The organism is Hydrogenophaga sp., from assembly GCF_025699295.1.
Classification (GTDB): Bacteria; Pseudomonadota; Gammaproteobacteria; order Burkholderiales; family Burkholderiaceae_C; genus Hydrogenophaga.
The window spans coordinates 1-16,454 of the sequence record NZ_JAILWB010000006.1 but is presented as its reverse complement, the minus strand read 5'-3'; the positions used below and the strand labels follow the sequence as shown (position 1 = coordinate 16,454).

Genomic DNA, 16,454 nt, shown 5'->3' with positions numbered 1-16,454 from the left:
GGGTTTGTTCAGTCGGTCGACGGCGCAAAGTGCGCCACCAGCGCTTCGCCCCATTCCCATGGACCGGTGAGCGTCAGCGTCACGGTGGTCCAGTCGCCGTCATCGGCCAGCACCTGTTCGTCGGCGTCCCAGGCGCCACCCTCGTCGAGCGGCCCGCGCGGCCCCGGCGCGTGGGCCTCGGCCCAGTCCAGCACCGCTTGCACCTCGGCCCGCACCGCAGGCAACTGCGCCGCGCGCACGCTGGCCATGGCCTCCCAGGTGCCGGTGCCTTCGCCGTCGTCGCTGCTGTCGAAGATCAGGTAGTGGATGGTCATAAGTCCAGGGCCGCGCCCCGCGCCCTCAGCCACTCCTTGCGTTCGCGGTAGTCGGGCAGAACCTTGTCCACTTCGTTCCAGAAAGCTTCGCTGTGGTCACGCTGATGCAGGTGACACAGCTCGTGGACCACGATGTAGTCCAGCACGGTCAGAGGGGCCATCAGGCACCTCCAGTGAAAGTGCAGATCGCCACTCGGCTGACACGTTGCCCAGCGGAACCCGATGTCTTTCACCAGCACCGCACCCGGCGCAACGCCCACCCGAGGGGCCCAGTGCGCCACGCGGCGTTGCAGTCGATCCAGCCCTTTGGTGGCATAGAAGTGCTCAAACGCTTCCCGTGCCGCCGCCGCACCCCCACGTTCCACCAGCGAACGCAGCAATAGAAAACGCCCATCTTTCAGCTTGAGCGGCTCATCCTGCTCCGCGACGAGTTGCAGCTGGTAGCTGCTGCCCAGATAGAGGAAGGTCTCACCGTTCACCCACTCGCGCACCACGCCACTGGCGTTCAGATCGCGCCATTCGGCCAGGTTGCGGTAGATCCACATGCGCTTGCTGAGCACCGTGGCATCCACCTGCTCGGGAGCCATGTGGCGAGGAGGACGCACCGTGATCGCGCCATCACGCTCGATCACGATATCCGTGGTCTGCCGCTCTGCGCCCGGGAGTAGCCGGTACTGAATGTCCTTTACTTGCCGCACCTGCATTACGCGTCTCCACCCTGTGGAGCGCGCATCAATTCGTCGTGCCGGTTCTTGGCCAGCCGCATGATCTCCACCGCCACCCTTTCGCGGTTGGTTTTCAGCGCTTCAATGCCGGTCTTGGTGATCTCGGTCTTGATCAATCCGCGCAGGCGTTTCTGCTTGTCCGGGTTCTGCCAGAAATCGATGCTGCCGATGGTCTCCTGCAGCAGGTTCACCACCGCCTCCATCAGTGTCTTGAAACGCGGCTTGTCGGCGTCTGCCACAGTGCCGCCGGCAAAGCCCACCTGAGCAATGTGCTCATAAAACGTGGTCGCTTCGCGGCCCATGCCCTCTTCACCCTTCTGGCGCCCGGCCACGGCCTCGCCGCGCAATTCGGCCAGCTTTTCAGCCAGCAGATCCCACTGGTCCTGGTGCTGCTCGATCAGCGCGTCCACCTTGGCCGACAGGCTTTTGTAGAACGCCGGGTCCTCGTCGTGGTGCACCGTGCAGTGCTTGCGGATGGCATGCTCCATCTCACTGGCCTTGGCCTCGCTGTTGCTGCCCGAGTGCGCCGCCAGCTGGGCCATGAAGTCTTCGGCCAGCAGCTCCACCGGTTCCACCTTGGGGTTAATGCCCAGGCTGATCAGGTGCTCGTTGATGAGTGCCTTCACCTTCTCGCCCGCGTTGCCCAAGTCCAGGCTTTCGTCCTTGTAGCGTTGCTTGGCCACCTGCAGCACATAGCCCAGGCGCCGCGCAGGCACCCGGTAGGGCTGCGCTTCCGGGCGCGGCAGCACAATGTCCAGGCTCATCAAAAACTTCTTCAGGTACACCTCGAAGTCGGCCCGTTGCTTCTCGTCCTTCAGCGCCTTCACCGCTTCATGCACCACCGCCGCGTCGGCGTCCAGGGTGGGTAGCGAGCCGGTCCCGAAGGCCTTGAAGTGCTTCACGCCCAGCGCGTCGAAGTGCTGCAGCAGGCGCTGGTAGCGTTCTTCGAGCACCGGCAGTTCCGACGCGATGCTCTTCATCCCGTCCCGCAACTCCTGCAGTTCGTCGGCAGCGGCGTACAGGCTCAGGGCTTCGGTCAGGTGGTTGGCCAGGCCGATGTAGTCCACGATGTAACCGCGCTGCTTGCCCTTCTTCACCCGGTTGGTGCGGGCAATGGCCTGCAGCAGCGTGTGCTCGCGCAGCTTCTTGTCGATGTACATCACCTGCTCGATCGGCGCGTCAAACCCCGTCAGCAGCATGTCGCACACGATCAGGAAGGCAATGCCCGTGTTCGCCTTGTCGGGGTCTGTCTGATCAAAGCCGCGGCAGAAGTTGTCCACCGCGTTCATCTGTGCCGCCTGCTTGCGCGCCTGGGTGATGAAGGCCGCCTCGTTCGTGCCGTCCGACGAAATCACCACCGCCGTCTTCAGGAAAGCCAGCCGGTCGATCAGCGCCGCATCGGGCCTGGCCTTGGCTCGCTCCTGCGCTAGCCGCTCGGCCAGCGCCGCATCGATGCCCGCCTGGTAGCGGATGCACGCCAGTTTCGAGTGGCACACCACCTGCGCCTTGAAGCCGTTGGGCAGGATGTTGTCGACGTAGTGCCGCACGATGTCGCGCGCAATCGCGTCGATGCGGTTCTTCGCCTCCAGGATGTCGCCCGTCGCGCCGTACTTTTTCCTGATCGCCAGCAGCTCCGCTTCGCTGCGCTCGCGAAACAGGTCCTCGAACGCGGTGTCGAAGGCGTGCTTTTCGTTCAGCGCCGTGTCCGCCGTCTTGCCTTCGTAGAGGATCTGCAGCGTCGCGCCGTCGTTCACGGAATCCATGATCCGGTACACGTCGATCAACTCGCCAAAACGTTTGTGCGTCTTTTTCTCGCCATGGCGCTCGGTGATGAGTGGCGTGCCGGTGAAGGCGATGCGCGTGGCGTTGGGGAAGGCCTCGAACAGGTTGTCGCCCAGGTCCGAGCTTTGCGTGCGGTGCGCCTCGTCGATCATCAGCACGATGCGGCTGGACGTGTTCACCACGCCAAAGGTCTTGCCCGCCGGCATCGCGAGGTAGGTTCCCAGCGCCTCGGCCACCGTGTTGCTCAGGGTCTGCTTGTGCTCCTGGAACTTGTGGACCATCACCATGTTGATGTCCGAGCGGTCGCTGGCGAGGTGGTGGCGCAAGTCCAGGCGGTTCTCGATCACGTTCACCTTGCCGCCGATCAGCGTGGCCGTGTCGGCCAGCTGGTCTTCCAGATCGGTGCGGTCGTTCACCAGCACGATTTTGAAGTCGCTCAGGTCGCGGCTGGCACGCAGCATGCGGGCCAGAAACACCATGGTCAGCGACTTGCCCGAGCCCTGCGTGTGCCACACCACGCCGCTGCGCTCCAGCGCGGTCTGGCCGCAGCGCAGCCGCTCCACCACCTTGCCCGCCGCGCGGAACTGCTGGTAGCGGCACACCACCTTCACGCGCGGGCCGCCGTCCGTGTCCATGCACACCGAACTCGTTCGCAGAATCTGCAGCAGGTTGCCCTGGGTCAGCATGCCCGCCACCAGCTGCTGCTGCGCGTTCAGGCCGACCAGCGCCGCATCGTCCTCGGGGTACAGCGTCTTCCAGCCGTAGAAGTGTTCTTCTTCCGAGGTGATCGTGCCGTAGTCCGCCTGCGTCCCGCTGCTGCGTACCACCAGCAGGTTGCTGTGGAACAGGCGCGGCTCGCCTTCCTTCAACCCGGCGGCTTCCGTCGCCGCGCGACGGCGCATGTAGCGTTGCAGTTGCACAAAGGCTTCCTGCATCGGGTTGGCGCAGGTCTCCGAGCCCTTCTTGCATTCCACCACCACCAGCGGAATGCCGTTCACGAACAGCACGATGTCCGGGACGATGCACTGCTTCACGCAGCCCGGCGTGTCCACGCGGAACTGGTTGATCGCGTGAAAGCGGTTGTTCTCCGGTGTGTGGAAGTCGATCAGCCGCACCACCGGGTCGGCCTCGCCGGTCAGCTCGTTGCGGTCGGCCTGCGCCTTGAACAGCAGCGCCTGTACCGCCTCGTTGGCTTCCAGCAGCGTGCGGTTGGGGTGGCGCGTGAGCTGGGTGCGCAGCTCGTCGAGCTGCCGGTCGGTCAGCCAGGGCTGGCCGTCTGCCGTGGTGTTGATGGCGCGCACCGCGTCGTCAAACACCCCCGGCAGCAGCGTCTGGCGAAAGTCCTGGCGCAGGCTGGGCGCGGCGTCCTGCGGCACGCCCGCGCCCTGGTCGATCACCGTCCAACCCTGGGCGGCCAGCTGGTCCAGGAAGGGGCGTTCGACTTCGGTGTATTCGCTCATGCCAAAGGCGCGACACCGGACTCACTGTGTGGCGATCTCGCCCGAGGATGCGCTGGAACTCGGACGATCGGCAGTTCGCCACATGCGCTGATGGCCACTGCCTGATAGCCAACGTCAACCCGAACAACTGCGCCATTTTTTGAGCCCAGACCAGTGGCCACTTTCCCAAGCGCGGTTTTGATATCGGAGAGGTCAAAGTTCCAAAATCGCGTGCTCTCGGCGCAATCAGGGTGCTTGATGGTGGTGAGCATCAAGTAGTTGCGCTCGATGTGGGCAACGGCTTCTGCGAGTACTGACGTCCCGTCCCCTCGGAACGACTTGTCGTGGCCGAGGTTGACCGCTGCACCCTCAGGCCGCCAACGCACGTCGATCTGCAACTCGCTCACGTCAATCAACGTGCGATGCAGCAGGTTGCGTCAGGCGTTCAAGCGCAATGCCAATCGAGCGGTCGTCGAACAGCTTGGCCTTGCGCGCCGCGCCGCCTTCGTGAGGCCATTGAACCACGCCCTCTCGAACAGATTCCACTGTGGGTGCGACACCTTCCTTCGTGAGAAGCCAGTCAACCGTGGCTAACAGCTCCATGCCGAAGGGCGACTCGAAACCATCGATCAGCCTCGCGGTGTCTTCCAGCGCCGCCGTGTAAGCCTTGCCCTCGCTGCGCAGGTACGCCTGCACGTGGTCCTTGCGTTCATCGGCAAACCAGATCACATCGAACGGATCCGCGTCGGCGATTCGCTTCTCGCTGCGCAAGTAGCTCCCGTCCAGCCCGTCCAGCAGCTTGGTCAGGTTGTGCGCATAGGGGCCGAACTTGTTGGCCTCGAACTGCAACTTCAGAGGGTTGTCCCCCGGAACCTGGCGCTCGATGGAGCGCTGGAGAAACCAGGCCAGCTTCTGAATCTCCAGCAGGCTGCACTCCATGCCCAGCACCCAGTAGCGGCGCACCAGCTCGGCCACCAGTGCGCGGGCCGGCGTGAGCTTCTCCACACCGCTCCGCTTGGCTACGTTCTGGTAGGTCGAGGTGGGCTCGAAAACCGTGATCTCGATATCCAGATCGCCCAGTGCCGCCTCGATTTGCTCCCGCACCAACGACCAGTCCAGGCCACCGTTGCCAGCACCCAGCGGTGGAATCGCGACCGAGCGGACGCCTTCGTTCAGCAGGAAGCGCCGCAGATCCTGCAAACCGGCCGTCACCCACTCAAGGCGCGAGGGGTGGCGCCAGTTTTGTTTGGTCGGGAAGTTGATCACCCAGCGCGGGCCGTCCAATTCACGCGGTTCGGTCACAAACATCTGGCCGATGTGCACCTCGCCCCCTTTGCAGGCCTGTGCGTACTGCTGGAAATTGTCGTCGAAGCGCTCCTTGAACATGAGCGCAATGCCCTTGCCCATGACGCCCACGGTGTTCACCGTGTTCACCAAGGCCTCGGCCTTGGATTCGAGCAAATTGCCAGTTGTGAAATGGATCATCAGAAGTACCACCCTGAGCGTTCAACCACCTGCAGGTGCAAACCCCGAGCTGCCAGCGCCTGTTCAGCTTCCATTTTCGCACCCCCTGGGTAACAGACGATCCCTGACAAACCCTCTATGGGGCAATGCTGGTGCACCAGCGCCTCGGCCTGGTAGCGGCTGACCTTGTTCGGGTCGTTGATTGGGTCGCGCTTGAAGTCGCGTGCCTGAAGCAGTTTCCAGTCAACGGCCCCGATTTCAGCCAGATCGCTATAGAACTGGGCCAGGCTGTTGTTGGCGTGACTGTCGGTGAACAAGAACCGAAGGCCCAGCGCCTGAATGCGGAGCAGGCTGGAAACCAGGATCAGGATGTCCCGCTTGGGATGCTGCTTTACCCCGTTCCAGCCGGTGTTGACGTTGTGCATCATCACTGAGAAGGGTGTGAAGTAGAACGGCACGTAGTCATTGAGCACCCCGCCAGGAGGAGCGTTGACCGGGTGGTGCGCGCGTTTGTCGATCAATTCCGCGTTGCCGATGCTCACCCACTGCGGGGCTTTCATAGCCCCGTTGCCACAGTGCAGCCCATGGTCCAGTACCCAGGGCAGATTGGCCCGGTGAATGATCCGGAAGATGAGCGCCCTCTCTGGGTTCAGTAACGTGGAATAGTCGTCAGGCATGCACGGGCTCCGGTTCATCGACGGGCACAAGGACGCGGCCGGTGAGCAGGTCTTGCATGAGGCCGAGTTTCTGCACGCGGAATTTTTCCAATCTTGCTCGTTCGACTGCCAGCGTATGGGTGACAGCTTCCAGCTTCTCGCGGATCCTGCTTTGCTCGTCCAGATCGGGCAGTGCGACCAACAGTTCGCGCATTTCTCCGACGTTGAAATGTTGCTGCGCCATCCCGCCTTGCTGTCTGAGGACTTGCTCTTTGCCAAACGATGAGTTGATCCAGTCACAGAGGTAGTCGGAGCGGACCTTTTCGCCAGGTGTCGAGATAAGGATGTCGATGCAGTTCGCTCCTTCGAACTCTTGCGGCACAACGGCACTCGTTCCCGGATAACCGGTACGCACTGAAACAATGTCGCCTGCCTTGAGCTGGCTTTTTGCCAACTGCCGGTTGGCGCTGGCAGAGATGTAGACGAAGTTGCTCGGGTCAATGCCTTCCTCCCGAACGTTGGCCGACCTCAGAGCCGGAACGCCTTCTTCAACGTAGTACTGAGTGGGCTGGATCACGATGCCGACACAGATACGAGTGCAAAGATCAGCGCAGCGGTGCAATGACCAATCTCTGGGAATCCACCCCATCGCCGTTTCCTGATACAGCTCTGGCGCCTCGCTGCGGGGTGGGCGGAGTTGGCCGTTGGGCAGTACGCCGCGGGTGAACAGGTCGTGCATCAGGCCGGCCTTGATCTGCTGGTGCTTGGCGATCAGGGCTTCGGTTTTTTCGATGGCGGTGTCGATGGTTTGAAGAACGCGGGCGATGGTTCTCTGAACAGCCAGCGGCGGAACGGGAATATGAAAAGTGGCGAGCGCCCGGTTCGGGAGCCCGTATCGGGTGGAGCCAGTCGCACGTTGACCGAAATACTGTGCAACTCGCGAGGTACTCAACTGTTTGCAGAGATAGACCGGATCAACCAGCTCCAGTCTGGTCTTCAGCAACGCAAGGTGGTAGCCACAGACGAGATCGTCAACTTGATCCATGACCACAGCGGGGATGCCAATGTCGTCAGGCGTTTCGGAGTCCTTTGTGAGGACCAAATCGCCCGCAGCTACAGAGAACCGGGCAATTTCCGATGCGCTCGCGGTTGCCTCCATGAACTCAATGTCTGACCGGATGTAGTCGTTCGAGTAGGCGTCCATGTAGTTGCACAGACGTACGGGCTTTTCCCCTGCAGCCGACTTTTTGTCGACGTTGCTGATCCGGATGTCAGCCAGTTCACTGAGCGCGCGCGTCGGCCACTCACACATAGCCCAACTCCCCCAAAAACCGCTGCAGCTCCGCTGCCGCTGCATCGCGTTCGGCCTCGATCTGTCGCGCCGTCACCGCGTACTTGCGCCACAGGTTTTCAATCGCGGCCACGCAGGCGCGCTGGTCGGCGCGCAGGTACTGCTGGTAGCTCTCCAGCAGCACCTTGCCCAGGCGTTCCACGATGATCACGCGGGCCTCGTCGGCGCCGATCTTCGCGCGGGCCTGGGCCACCAGCGCGTCGCGGTTCTGCGAGGTGCTCTTGATGAGCGCTTTGGTGGCCTTGGCCTCGTCTTCCAGCGCCTTGTGGCGCGCCAGCTGCGCCTCGATGCGGTCCACCTCGTGCTGCAGTTGCACCGCGTCGCCCAGGGCCGGGTCGCGTTTGGCGAGCTTGAGCTGGCCCTTGGCTTCCTTCAGGCTGGTCTTGAGGGCTTTCACCTCGTCGGCGGGCAGCACGCCGGTGTCGTCCGTGTCTTCAAAGTCTTCTTCGCTCGCGGCGGCGAACAGGGCCTGCAGTTCGGCCAGGCGGGCGTGTTGCTGTTCCAGCTCGGCCAGCACCTGCGGGAACTGGCTTTGCAGAATGTCCTGGTCCGGGATCAGCTCGGCGCCCCAGCCGCTGGCGGCGATGGACTTGAAGTCGGCCGCGAGCTGTTGCATGTAGTTCGCGAACGCACCGCGCACCTGAAAGCGGTTGAGCAGGGTCTGTTGTGCGTCCGGGCCGGTAAAGGTCCGTTCGATGCTGGCCAGCAGCGTGGCGCGCAGAGCGTAGACATTGTTCGCCTTGGCCGCCTGGTTGGCGGGGTCGGGCGCCAGGGCTTCGACCAGCGGCAGGTGTTGCTGCCACCAGGCTTGCAGGGCGGCCATGAAGGCCTGTTGGCGGGCCTGCACACCGGGGTGTTGTTTGACGAGTTCGGCGATGGCGCGTTGCTCGGCCAGGGCGGGGCTGAAGTCGGCGTAGGTTTGTGCGAGCCCTTCGACAGGCTCAGGGCGAACGGCATCGTTGGGTGGGCGCAGGGCAAAGCAGCTTTCGCGCAGGCCGTCGTAGTTGCGCCAGAAGTGGGCCAGGGCATCGATTTCGGCCACGGGCACGCCGCCGTGCAGGTGGGCGCGCACGTCGTGTGGCTCGGGCGGCGGGGCGTTGTCCACGTAGCGGCGGATGTTGCAGTTGTAGTCCTCGGCCTTGATCTCGGCCACCGGCACGCGGCGGGCGTAGGCGGGAATGTCTTGCCCCGCGCGGTAGGCGTGCACGATCTTGTCGATGTCTTCGGGGCGCAGGTGGTTCTGGGCCTTGCCTTCGCGGTATTCGCGGTCGGCGTTGATGAAGAGCACATGCTGCCGTTGCGCGGCGCCAGCCTTGTTGAGCACCAGGATGCAGGCCGGGATGCCGGTGCCGTAGAACAGGTTGCTGGGCAGGCCAATGACGGCTTCGAGCTGGCCGTGGTCGATGAAGTGCTTGCGGGCTTCGCGTTCTTCACCACCGCGGAACAAAACCCCGTGCGGCATCACGGTGGCCAGCCGCCCGTCGGCCTTGAGCACGGCCAGCATGTGCTGCACGAACATCAGGTCGGCCTTCTTGCCTTTCTCGGGCATCCACACCGGGAAGCGGCCGGGAAAGACCATGTCCTTCTTGATGTAGTTCTGACTGAATGGAGGATTCGCGAGCACGCGGTCGAAGCGCTTGAGCTCGTTCTGCTCGGTCTTGTGCTGGGGCTCGCGCAGGGTGTCCTGCTGGCGGATGTCGGCGTGCGAGATGCCGTGCAGCAGCATGTTCATCTTGCAGATGGACCAGGTGGTGCCCATCTTTTCCTGGCCGTTGAGCGAGAGCTCGGCGGGGTTGCCCCCGCATTCACGCAGGTAGTCGCGCGCCTGGATGAGCATGCCGCCCGAGCCCACCGTGGGGTCGTACACGCTCATGCCTTCCTGCGGGTCGCAGATTTCCACGCAGATGCGCACCACCTCGGCCGGGGTGTAAAACTCGCCCGCCTTCTTGCCGGCGGAGTCGGCGAAGTACTTGATGAGCCACTCGTAGGCAGCGCCCAGCAGGTCGGGGAATTCAAAGTCTTCGTCGCGCAGCGGAATCTTGTCGAAGTTCTGGATGAAGTCGACCAGGGTGTCGTCGTCCAGTGTGGTCTGGCCGATCTTGCGGTTGAAGTTGATGGTGCCCTTGAGCACGTCCTGCAGGGCGTCGGCGTTCTCGTCTTCCAGGGCTTCCAGCGCCTTGTTGAGCATCGAACCCACGTTTTCCTTGACGTGCTTCAGCGCCGGGTGGTGCGTGGCCTGCAGTACGCCGTGTTTGTCCGCGGTGTACTCGGTCCAAGGCGTGTTCCATCGGGCGCGCTGGGGCACGAAGAAGTATTTGCCGGAGTACTGGTCCGGGTCTTCGAGCAACTGGACGATGTCGGCCTCGGGCAGCTGGGCGGTCTCTGCCTCTTTGCGGATCTGTGCCTGGCGTTGGTCAAACAGGTCGCTGGCGCGCTTGAGGAACAGGATGCCGAAGATGTATTCCTTGTACTCGCTCGCGTCCATGTTGCCGCGCAGCGCGTCGCAGGCGGTCATCAACAGGCTTTCGAGGCGGGCGAGCGTGAGTTTGGCTTGGGGCATGCGGACTTTGTGGGAGCAGGAAAACGCCGGCCTGGGGCGGGCCGGCGTGTGGGGTGCATGTTACCCAACGGCGCCATGAAAAACGGCGCCCGAAGGCGCCGTTTTGAGTGAATGCCGGGTCAGCCCGCAGCCTTCACCTTCAACCGCCACGCATGCAGCAGCGGCTCGGTGTACCCGCTCGGCTGTTCCTTGCCCTTGAACACCAGGTCCAGCGCGGCCAGGTAGGCCTTGCTGGTCTTGAAGTTGCCAGCCATCTTCTGGTACAGCGGGTCGCCGGCGTTCTGGCCGTCCACCACGGCGGCCATGCGCTCGAAGGTCTTGGTGACTTGCGCCTCGGTCACGATGCCGTGGTGCAGCCAGTTGGCGATGTGCTGGCTGGAAATGCGCAGCGTGGCGCGGTCTTCCATCAGGCCGACGTTGTGGATGTCGGGCACCTTGGAGCAGCCCACGCCCTGGTCCACCCAGCGCACCACGTAGCCCAGGATGCCCTGCACGTTGTTGTCCAGCTCCTGCTGCTTCTCGGCGGCGCTCCAGTTCGGGTTGCTGCTCACGGGAATGGTCAGCAGGCCGGTGAGCAGGTTGTCGCGCTCGGCGGTGGCGTCGATCTTCTCCAGCGACTTCTGCACGTCCGACACCAGCACCTGGTGGTAGTGCAGCGCGTGCAGCGTGGCGCCGGTGGGGCTGGGCACCCAGGCGGTGTTGGCGCCGGCCTTGGGGTGGCCGATCTTCTGCTCCAGCATGGCCTTCATCAGGTCGGGCATGGCCCACATGCCCTTGCCGATCTGCGCCTTGCCGCGCAGCCCGCAGGCCAGGCCCACGATCACGTTGTTCTTCTCATAGCTCTGGATCCAGGCGCTGGCCTTCATGTCGCCCTTGCGCACCATGGGGCCGGCCAGCATGGCGGTGTGCATCTCGTCGCCGGTGCGGTCCAGGAAGCCGGTGTTGATGAAGGCCACGCGGCTGGCGGCCGCGGCAATGCAGGCCTTGAGGTTGACGGAGGTGCGGCGCTCCTCGTCCATGATGCCAAGCTTCACCGTGCTTTCGGGCAGGCCCAACACCTGTTCCACGCGGCCGAACAGCTCGGCGGCAAACGCCACTTCGCGCGGGCCGTGCATCTTGGGCTTGACGATGTAGACCGAGCCCTTGCGCGAGTTGCGGATCGCGTCCTTCTTCGTGCGCTTGAGGTCGTGCAAGGCAATGGCGGTGGTCACCATCGCGTCCATGATGCCTTCGGGAATCTCCTTGAGTTCCGTGGAACCGGGCGCGCCCCAGAGGATGGCCGGGTTGGTCATCAGGTGGCCCACGTTGCGCAGGAACATGAGCGAGCGCCCATGCAGCCGCACCGCGTTCTTCTTGCCGTTGGGCGCGGTGTATTCGCGGTCGGCGTTGAGGCCGCGCGTGAAGGTCTTGCCGCCCTTGGTGACGGACTCCGTCAGCGTGCCCTGCAGGATGCCGAGCCAGTTGCGGTAGGCCAGCACCTTGTCTTCCGCGTCCACCGCGGCGATCGAGTCTTCCAGGTCCAGGATGGTGGAGAGCGCGGCTTCCACCACGAGGTCGCTCACGCCGGCCGCGTCGCCTTTGCCGATGGGCGTGCCGCGGTCGATCTGGATCTCCAGGTGCAGGCCGTTGTGCGCGAGCAGCACGGCGCTGGGGGCCTTGGCATCGCCCTGGTAACCCACGAACTGCGACTTGTCGGCCAGCTTGCTCGTGCCGCCCTCGGCCAGGCCCACCACCAGCTCGCCGTCCTTGTTGACCTTGTAGCCGGTCGAGCCGACGTGCGAGCCCTTCTTCAGCGGGGCGCAACGGTCCAGCACGTGGCGCGCGTATTCAATGACCTTGGCACCGCGCCTGGGGTTGTAGCCGCCCTTGGGGCCGGTCTTGCCGCAGCCCTTGTCTTCGGCAATCACGTCCGTGCCGTAGAGCGCGTCGTACAGCGAGCCCCAGCGCGCGTTCGCCGCGTTGAGCGCGTAGCGCGCGTTCAGGATCGGCACCACCAGCTGCGGGCCGGCCTGCACGGCCAGCTCGTCGTCCACGTTCTTCGTGGTCGCCTTCACTTTCTTGGGCTCGGGCACCAGGTAGCCAATGGTTTCCAGGAACTTGCGGTAGCCCACCATGTCGCGGATCGGGCCGGGGTTGGCGCTGTGCCAGGTGTCCAGCTCGGTCTGCAGGCGGTCACGCTCGCCCAGCAGGGCCGCGTTCTTCGGCGCGAGGTCCGCCACGATGGCGTCAAAACCTTTCCAGAACGCCGCTTCGTTCACGCCGGTGCCGGGCAGCACCTGCTGGTTGATGAAGTCGTACAGCTCGGTGGCCACCTTCAGGCCGTGGATCGTGGTGCGTTGTGTCATGGAAAGCTCCAGTAGAGAGAAGAAAACAGGTGTGGGCGTGGCAGGTGGGCGTTCACAGCATCTCCAGCACGTCGCGCAGGTTCGTGCCGATGCGGTGCGGCTGCGTGCCCAGCTCCTCGAACGGCAGGTTCAGCCGGTTCACCCACAGCGTGCGGTAGCCGTACCAGGTCGCGGCCAGTGCGTCCCAGGCGTTGCTGCTGACAAAAGCGATCTGCGCGCACGCCAGGCCGGTGGCCTGCTCGCCCAGGGCATAGGCCTCGGGGGCGGTCTTGTACTTGCGGATGCCGTCCACGCTGATCACGTGGTCCAGCAGGCCTTCCAGCCCGGCGCTGCGCACCGAGATGCCCAGCATCTCCGGGTCGCCGTTGGAGAGGATGCCGGTGACGATGCCGCGCTCGCGCAGCGCCTGCAGCACCTCGCGGTTCTCGGGAAAGGCCGACAGGTGCCGGTACTGGTTCATCAAGCGGCCCGCGCGCTCCTCGAACGCCGGCCACCCGTCACCACGCGCCTCGGGCGCAATCGCCTTGATGGCATAGGCCAGCGCGTTCTGCGTCAGCGTCCAGAACGGCCGGTAGTGCGCGCCGTGGTTGCTGGTGGTCACCAGCCGGGTGTATTCGATCTGCTTGTCCCGCCACAGCGTGGCCAGCCGCGCCCCCTGCCCGGGAAAGAGCTGCTCGGCCAGCAGCCCGACGCTGTAGACGTCGAACAGCGTGCCATAGGCGTCAAACAGAACGGCGCGGAGTGGCTTGTGGTCCATGGGGGGACTGTATTCCACACTTGGGTGCGCATTGAATCTGTTTTTTGTGGGTTATTTGTGACTTGTTTACGGGTAATTTCAGTGGAGCAACTGACGAAAGCTTCTCCTGACCCTTTGCAAAAAAGTGATCTTGGGCAGGACGCTGTTAAATCGCCACAAATGCTCCTCATACTCATCGTGCTTTTGCGGCCTTCTAGCGACCGTCTTGCTGGCTTCACTCATGCAATGAAGCGCAATGTGTGTGACCAGTGCAAGCCCCAACACGCGTCGAGCTTTGCCGGCAAGTAGAGCCGTGGCGAGCACAGCAGCTTGCAGTGTCTGTTCTGCTGTAAGGTCGCTCCGCTTGGCGTAGCTTAGGTAGATCGGGTCCAAAATGTCCTGCGTATCCGCGAGTGAAAAGCGCAACTTTGGTGAACTGCCCTTTGGGTTGGCTCTATCGATATCGGGGTCTGGAGCCATTCCATAGCTAGCATGCTTGGTAACGAAGTGAGCAAGTTCGGGCAGGCGTTGGTTGACACCCTCGTTTAACACGATACTACCCCGTGGCGCATCGATTTCAGGGTTTACTTCCAATCGGAACAACAGTGTGCCGGCCATCCAGGCGGCACATGCTAGGCAGGACTCAGCAGGGATGCCGGTGGGATCCATGACGAAATGTTTGACCGCGATTTCAAAAAATCGGGCGCCCTCTTCGACTGCAATGGGTTGCGCTTGTATTGTTGATGTCATGAAATCGAACCTTGTCGTGCTTTGACGGAAGCGAGGTGCCGGAATATCGTCGATAACCTTCCTATTTGACGTGCGTAGGACGAATAGCTTTCCTTTCAAGGTTCCATGTCGAGGAATAACGACCAGTCTATTTTTGCCTTCTCCCCGGACACCAGCCACACAAAATACTTTGCTGCCATATGGGCGCTTTTAAAAACAGCAATGGGACTTCGTTGACCACGTTGTTCAGCATATATGTAGAACTTGCCGTCCGTGCATTCAATTCCATACGGCTCTATGGCGTTTGGAGAGTGATACATGCGGCCTTCTATTTCCCAGTCTGGCCAAGAGATGTCTTTCAGAGCTTCCGCTATCAGTCGGTAGACGCGTGCAATGCTGAGTCCAACTGCATTTGGGCGTTCACTAGGGTGCTCAAGCGGGCGGTTGAATTCGTCGGCGACATATTCGGGAACAAAAAATGGCTTTCATGCTCATGGGATCACCCTTTTCAGATAATTTGTTCCAACAAATTCATTGATCACCCTCTTCATTTCCGATTTGATTTGGGGTCGGTGCGGCTAATTGTGAAGGGCGCACGCGAGCCTGCAGTCATGTTGTGTTTATGTGGTTTATGCGTGCATCTCTTGCTCCGCAAGTGGCGCGCCGCTCTGCTAACGCAACATCTTCAAGAAAAGCGGCCAGTCTATTGATTTTTCTCCTTCTGAGACTAGCCATGCAAAGTATTTTTTGGCCATATGGCCATCCTTAAATATCGCAATAACGCTGCGATTCCCGCGCTGCTTTGAGTAAACATAAAATTTGTCATTTTTTTACCTAATCTCACCATCATTGATTTCACAGTCAGGACAACTTCCGAGACTGGCATTTTTGCACCAGTGAACGTTTCGTACTGAAGCCCCATTCCAGATTGACCAAAACAAGGCATTGATCGACTTTCTTCAACCTTGAATGGTCTGGCAATGATGCATTCGTCTCGAATTGCAAGGTCAGTTGTATCAGGCGATGCTCTTTGCTCTGCTGGCTGAGCCAAACGCTCTAAAGCATTGGGTAGGAGAGCAGCGTCCTGAACCATCATTCCATCGATATGTACTGCTTATCCCGGGCAACTGAAGATGAGACATCGCAGTTTCCCTGCTCACTGTTTCGTTGGGTGATACGCATCTATAGTCTGCTCATTGGTTTCCATGCCGCGGATCAGACACGCAGGCGCAGCGTGTGCTATGCCGATCAACGCCGAACTCGCTCCATAGAAGCTTTTAGTTTGTGTCGATATGAGGTCTGTCGCCGGTGATGCACTGGGGTTTGAGATGTTCCTTCGGCACTGGCAATATCTGCTTATTGTGTAGTGAATTGCAACCATGGCCCTGCCGTGGCCTGTGCTAATGACCTCGGCTTGAAGCAACTCGGCCACGCGTTCAAGGCAACTTGTCTGGAAATAGATCCCAATTGATCGAACGTTCTCCCTTTGATATCAACCAGACGAAATACTTTGCTGCAAGATGATCATCTTTGAAAATTGCGATCGCACTGCGTATCCCGCGCTCCTCCGAATAGATGTAGAGCTTGCCGTTCACGTCTTCGAAGCCAAAAGGCTCGTTTCCATTTTTGGAATGAAATCGTCGTCCTGCCACCTCCCATTCTGGCCATTCAATGTCGGCCAAGGCCTTCTTGACAAGAAAATAGACACGATCCAGTCCCGCTTGGTTAAGCGTACTCAATGGACGCTCGAAATCGTCGGCGACGTACTCCGCAACTTCAATGCTTCTAAATTTCATGGTGAGACCTCTTCTAGAAATTTATCTTCAAGGAGTTTTTGTATGGTTTTTTTCCACGCCTTTACTGGTTTCATACTGAATTCCCATCCCCTGTTGCCCGAACCATGGCATGACCCTGCTTTCTTCCACCTTGAAGGGCTTTAGCACGATGTACTCATCGCGGACAGCGAAATTCGTTGATTCGGGTATCCACCCTTCACCGAGCTGGCTCGAAGATGCCTGTGAAAGGCCCACCCGGCGACGCGACGCACCAGACCCCGCCGCTTGCGACATGCACGTACCACTTCTCGGTGAAGCTCGAAGCGCCAACATACGGAATCGTCACGGGAACTTCCTTCGCGGCGCCCGCCCCCACTTGTCCCTGCATCCATGCTACGAATCTTTCGAACTCATCGAGTGTCCGAAAATCTTCGATTGGGCCCCAAGGGCAAGCTTTCGTTTGACTATCCATGCTGGGTCAACCTTTGGAATGAATACTTGATTACCCCCTACCACCGCCCCACACCCACCTACCCCCATTTGGGGGGCGTCTTGCGATGGCCGGCGGGTCCTGGAAA

14 protein-coding genes are annotated in these 16,454 nt (G+C 61.5%); all 14 read right to left on the bottom strand.

Annotation, left to right across the window (positions count from 1 at the left end; translation table 11 throughout):
* Window positions 1-8 precede the first annotated feature (8 nt).
* The 14 genes from K5880_RS07405 to K5880_RS07340 all read right to left on the bottom strand — a co-directional run bounded on the left by K5880_RS07405 (window position 9) and on the right by K5880_RS07340 (window position 16,170).
* Window positions 9-314: a hypothetical protein gene (locus tag K5880_RS07405; RefSeq protein ID WP_297650351.1), complete on the bottom strand. Its 306-nt coding sequence runs from the start codon at window positions 312-314 to the stop codon at window positions 9-11.
* Window positions 311-1,018, bottom strand: coding sequence for a SprT family zinc-dependent metalloprotease (locus K5880_RS07400; protein WP_297650350.1), 708 nt, complete (start codon window positions 1,016-1,018; stop codon window positions 311-313). Before K5880_RS07400 ends, K5880_RS07405 begins: the two co-directional genes overlap by 4 nt.
* Window positions 1,018-4,281: an HsdR family type I site-specific deoxyribonuclease gene (locus K5880_RS07395; RefSeq protein ID WP_297650348.1), complete on the bottom strand. Its 3,264-nt coding sequence runs from the start codon at window positions 4,279-4,281 to the stop codon at window positions 1,018-1,020. The genes K5880_RS07400 and K5880_RS07395 overlap by 1 nt, the downstream gene beginning before the upstream one ends.
* Window positions 4,278-4,667 (bottom strand): hypothetical protein, encoded by a 390-nt coding sequence (locus tag K5880_RS07390; protein ID WP_297650346.1) that lies wholly within the window; start codon window positions 4,665-4,667, stop codon window positions 4,278-4,280. Before K5880_RS07390 ends, K5880_RS07395 begins: the two co-directional genes overlap by 4 nt.
* Before the next feature lies 1 nt (window position 4,668).
* Entirely contained in the window at window positions 4,669-5,745 is a 1,077-nt protein-coding gene (locus tag K5880_RS07385; RefSeq protein ID WP_297650344.1) for a macro domain-containing protein, read from the bottom strand.
* Window positions 5,745-6,401 (bottom strand): DUF4433 domain-containing protein, encoded by a 657-nt coding sequence (locus K5880_RS07380; protein ID WP_297650342.1) that lies wholly within the window; start codon window positions 6,399-6,401, stop codon window positions 5,745-5,747. Before K5880_RS07380 ends, K5880_RS07385 begins: the two co-directional genes overlap by 1 nt.
* The gene (locus K5880_RS07375; protein ID WP_297650340.1) at window positions 6,394-7,692 is read right to left on the bottom strand and encodes a restriction endonuclease subunit S; all 1,299 of its coding nucleotides are present in this window, start codon (window positions 7,690-7,692) and stop codon (window positions 6,394-6,396) included. The genes K5880_RS07380 and K5880_RS07375 overlap by 8 nt, the downstream gene beginning before the upstream one ends.
* Window positions 7,685-10,291 (bottom strand): N-6 DNA methylase, encoded by a 2,607-nt coding sequence (locus K5880_RS07370; protein WP_297650338.1) that lies wholly within the window; start codon window positions 10,289-10,291, stop codon window positions 7,685-7,687. Before K5880_RS07370 ends, K5880_RS07375 begins: the two co-directional genes overlap by 8 nt.
* A gap of 119 nt (window positions 10,292-10,410) precedes the next feature.
* On the bottom strand, window positions 10,411-12,636 hold the full coding sequence (locus tag K5880_RS07365; protein WP_297650336.1) for a malate synthase G: 2,226 nt from the start codon (window positions 12,634-12,636) through the stop codon (window positions 10,411-10,413).
* Between the two features lie 52 nt (window positions 12,637-12,688).
* Entirely contained in the window at window positions 12,689-13,393 is a 705-nt protein-coding gene (locus K5880_RS07360; RefSeq protein WP_297650334.1) for a haloacid dehalogenase type II, read from the bottom strand.
* A 78-nt stretch (window positions 13,394-13,471) separates the two neighbouring features.
* Window positions 13,472-14,122, bottom strand: coding sequence for a hypothetical protein (locus tag K5880_RS07355; protein WP_297650332.1), 651 nt, complete (start codon window positions 14,120-14,122; stop codon window positions 13,472-13,474).
* Between the two features lie 706 nt (window positions 14,123-14,828).
* Complete coding sequence (locus K5880_RS07350; RefSeq protein WP_297650330.1) at window positions 14,829-15,197, bottom strand: hypothetical protein; 369 nt, start codon at window positions 15,195-15,197, stop codon at window positions 14,829-14,831.
* A gap of 340 nt (window positions 15,198-15,537) precedes the next feature.
* A complete protein-coding gene (locus K5880_RS07345) occupies window positions 15,538-15,897 on the bottom strand; it encodes a hypothetical protein (RefSeq protein WP_297650328.1) in 360 nt (119 codons plus the stop codon).
* 27 nt (window positions 15,898-15,924) lie between these two features.
* Window positions 15,925-16,170: a glycohydrolase toxin TNT-related protein gene (locus tag K5880_RS07340; RefSeq protein WP_297650326.1), complete on the bottom strand. Its 246-nt coding sequence runs from the start codon at window positions 16,168-16,170 to the stop codon at window positions 15,925-15,927.
* Window positions 16,171-16,454: the final 284 nt, after the last annotated feature.

Excerpts from the sequence above, each read along its gene's own strand:
- K5880_RS07405 (WP_297650351.1), bottom strand. The coding sequence starts at position 314 with ATGACCATCCACTACCTGATCTTCGACAGCAGCGACGACGGCGAAGGC.
- K5880_RS07400 (WP_297650350.1), bottom strand. The coding sequence starts at position 1,018 with ATGCAGGTGCGGCAAGTAAAGGACATTCAGTACCGGCTACTCCCGGGC.
- K5880_RS07395 (WP_297650348.1), bottom strand. The coding sequence starts at position 4,281 with ATGAGCGAATACACCGAAGTCGAACGCCCCTTCCTGGACCAGCTGGCC.
- K5880_RS07385 (WP_297650344.1), bottom strand. The coding sequence starts at position 5,745 with ATGATCCATTTCACAACTGGCAATTTGCTCGAATCCAAGGCCGAGGCC.
- K5880_RS07380 (WP_297650342.1), bottom strand. The coding sequence starts at position 6,401 with ATGCCTGACGACTATTCCACGTTACTGAACCCAGAGAGGGCGCTCATC.
- K5880_RS07375 (WP_297650340.1), bottom strand. The coding sequence starts at position 7,692 with ATGTGTGAGTGGCCGACGCGCGCGCTCAGTGAACTGGCTGACATCCGG.
- K5880_RS07370 (WP_297650338.1), bottom strand. The coding sequence starts at position 10,291 with ATGCCCCAAGCCAAACTCACGCTCGCCCGCCTCGAAAGCCTGTTGATG.
- K5880_RS07365 (WP_297650336.1), bottom strand. The coding sequence starts at position 12,636 with ATGACACAACGCACCACGATCCACGGCCTGAAGGTGGCCACCGAGCTG.
- K5880_RS07360 (WP_297650334.1), bottom strand. The coding sequence starts at position 13,393 with ATGGACCACAAGCCACTCCGCGCCGTTCTGTTTGACGCCTATGGCACG.
- K5880_RS07355 (WP_297650332.1), bottom strand. The coding sequence starts at position 14,122 with ATGACATCAACAATACAAGCGCAACCCATTGCAGTCGAAGAGGGCGCC.
- K5880_RS07350 (WP_297650330.1), bottom strand. The coding sequence starts at position 15,197 with ATGATGGTTCAGGACGCTGCTCTCCTACCCAATGCTTTAGAGCGTTTG.
- K5880_RS07345 (WP_297650328.1), bottom strand. The coding sequence starts at position 15,897 with ATGAAATTTAGAAGCATTGAAGTTGCGGAGTACGTCGCCGACGATTTC.
- K5880_RS07340 (WP_297650326.1), bottom strand. The coding sequence starts at position 16,170 with ATGTCGCAAGCGGCGGGGTCTGGTGCGTCGCGTCGCCGGGTGGGCCTT.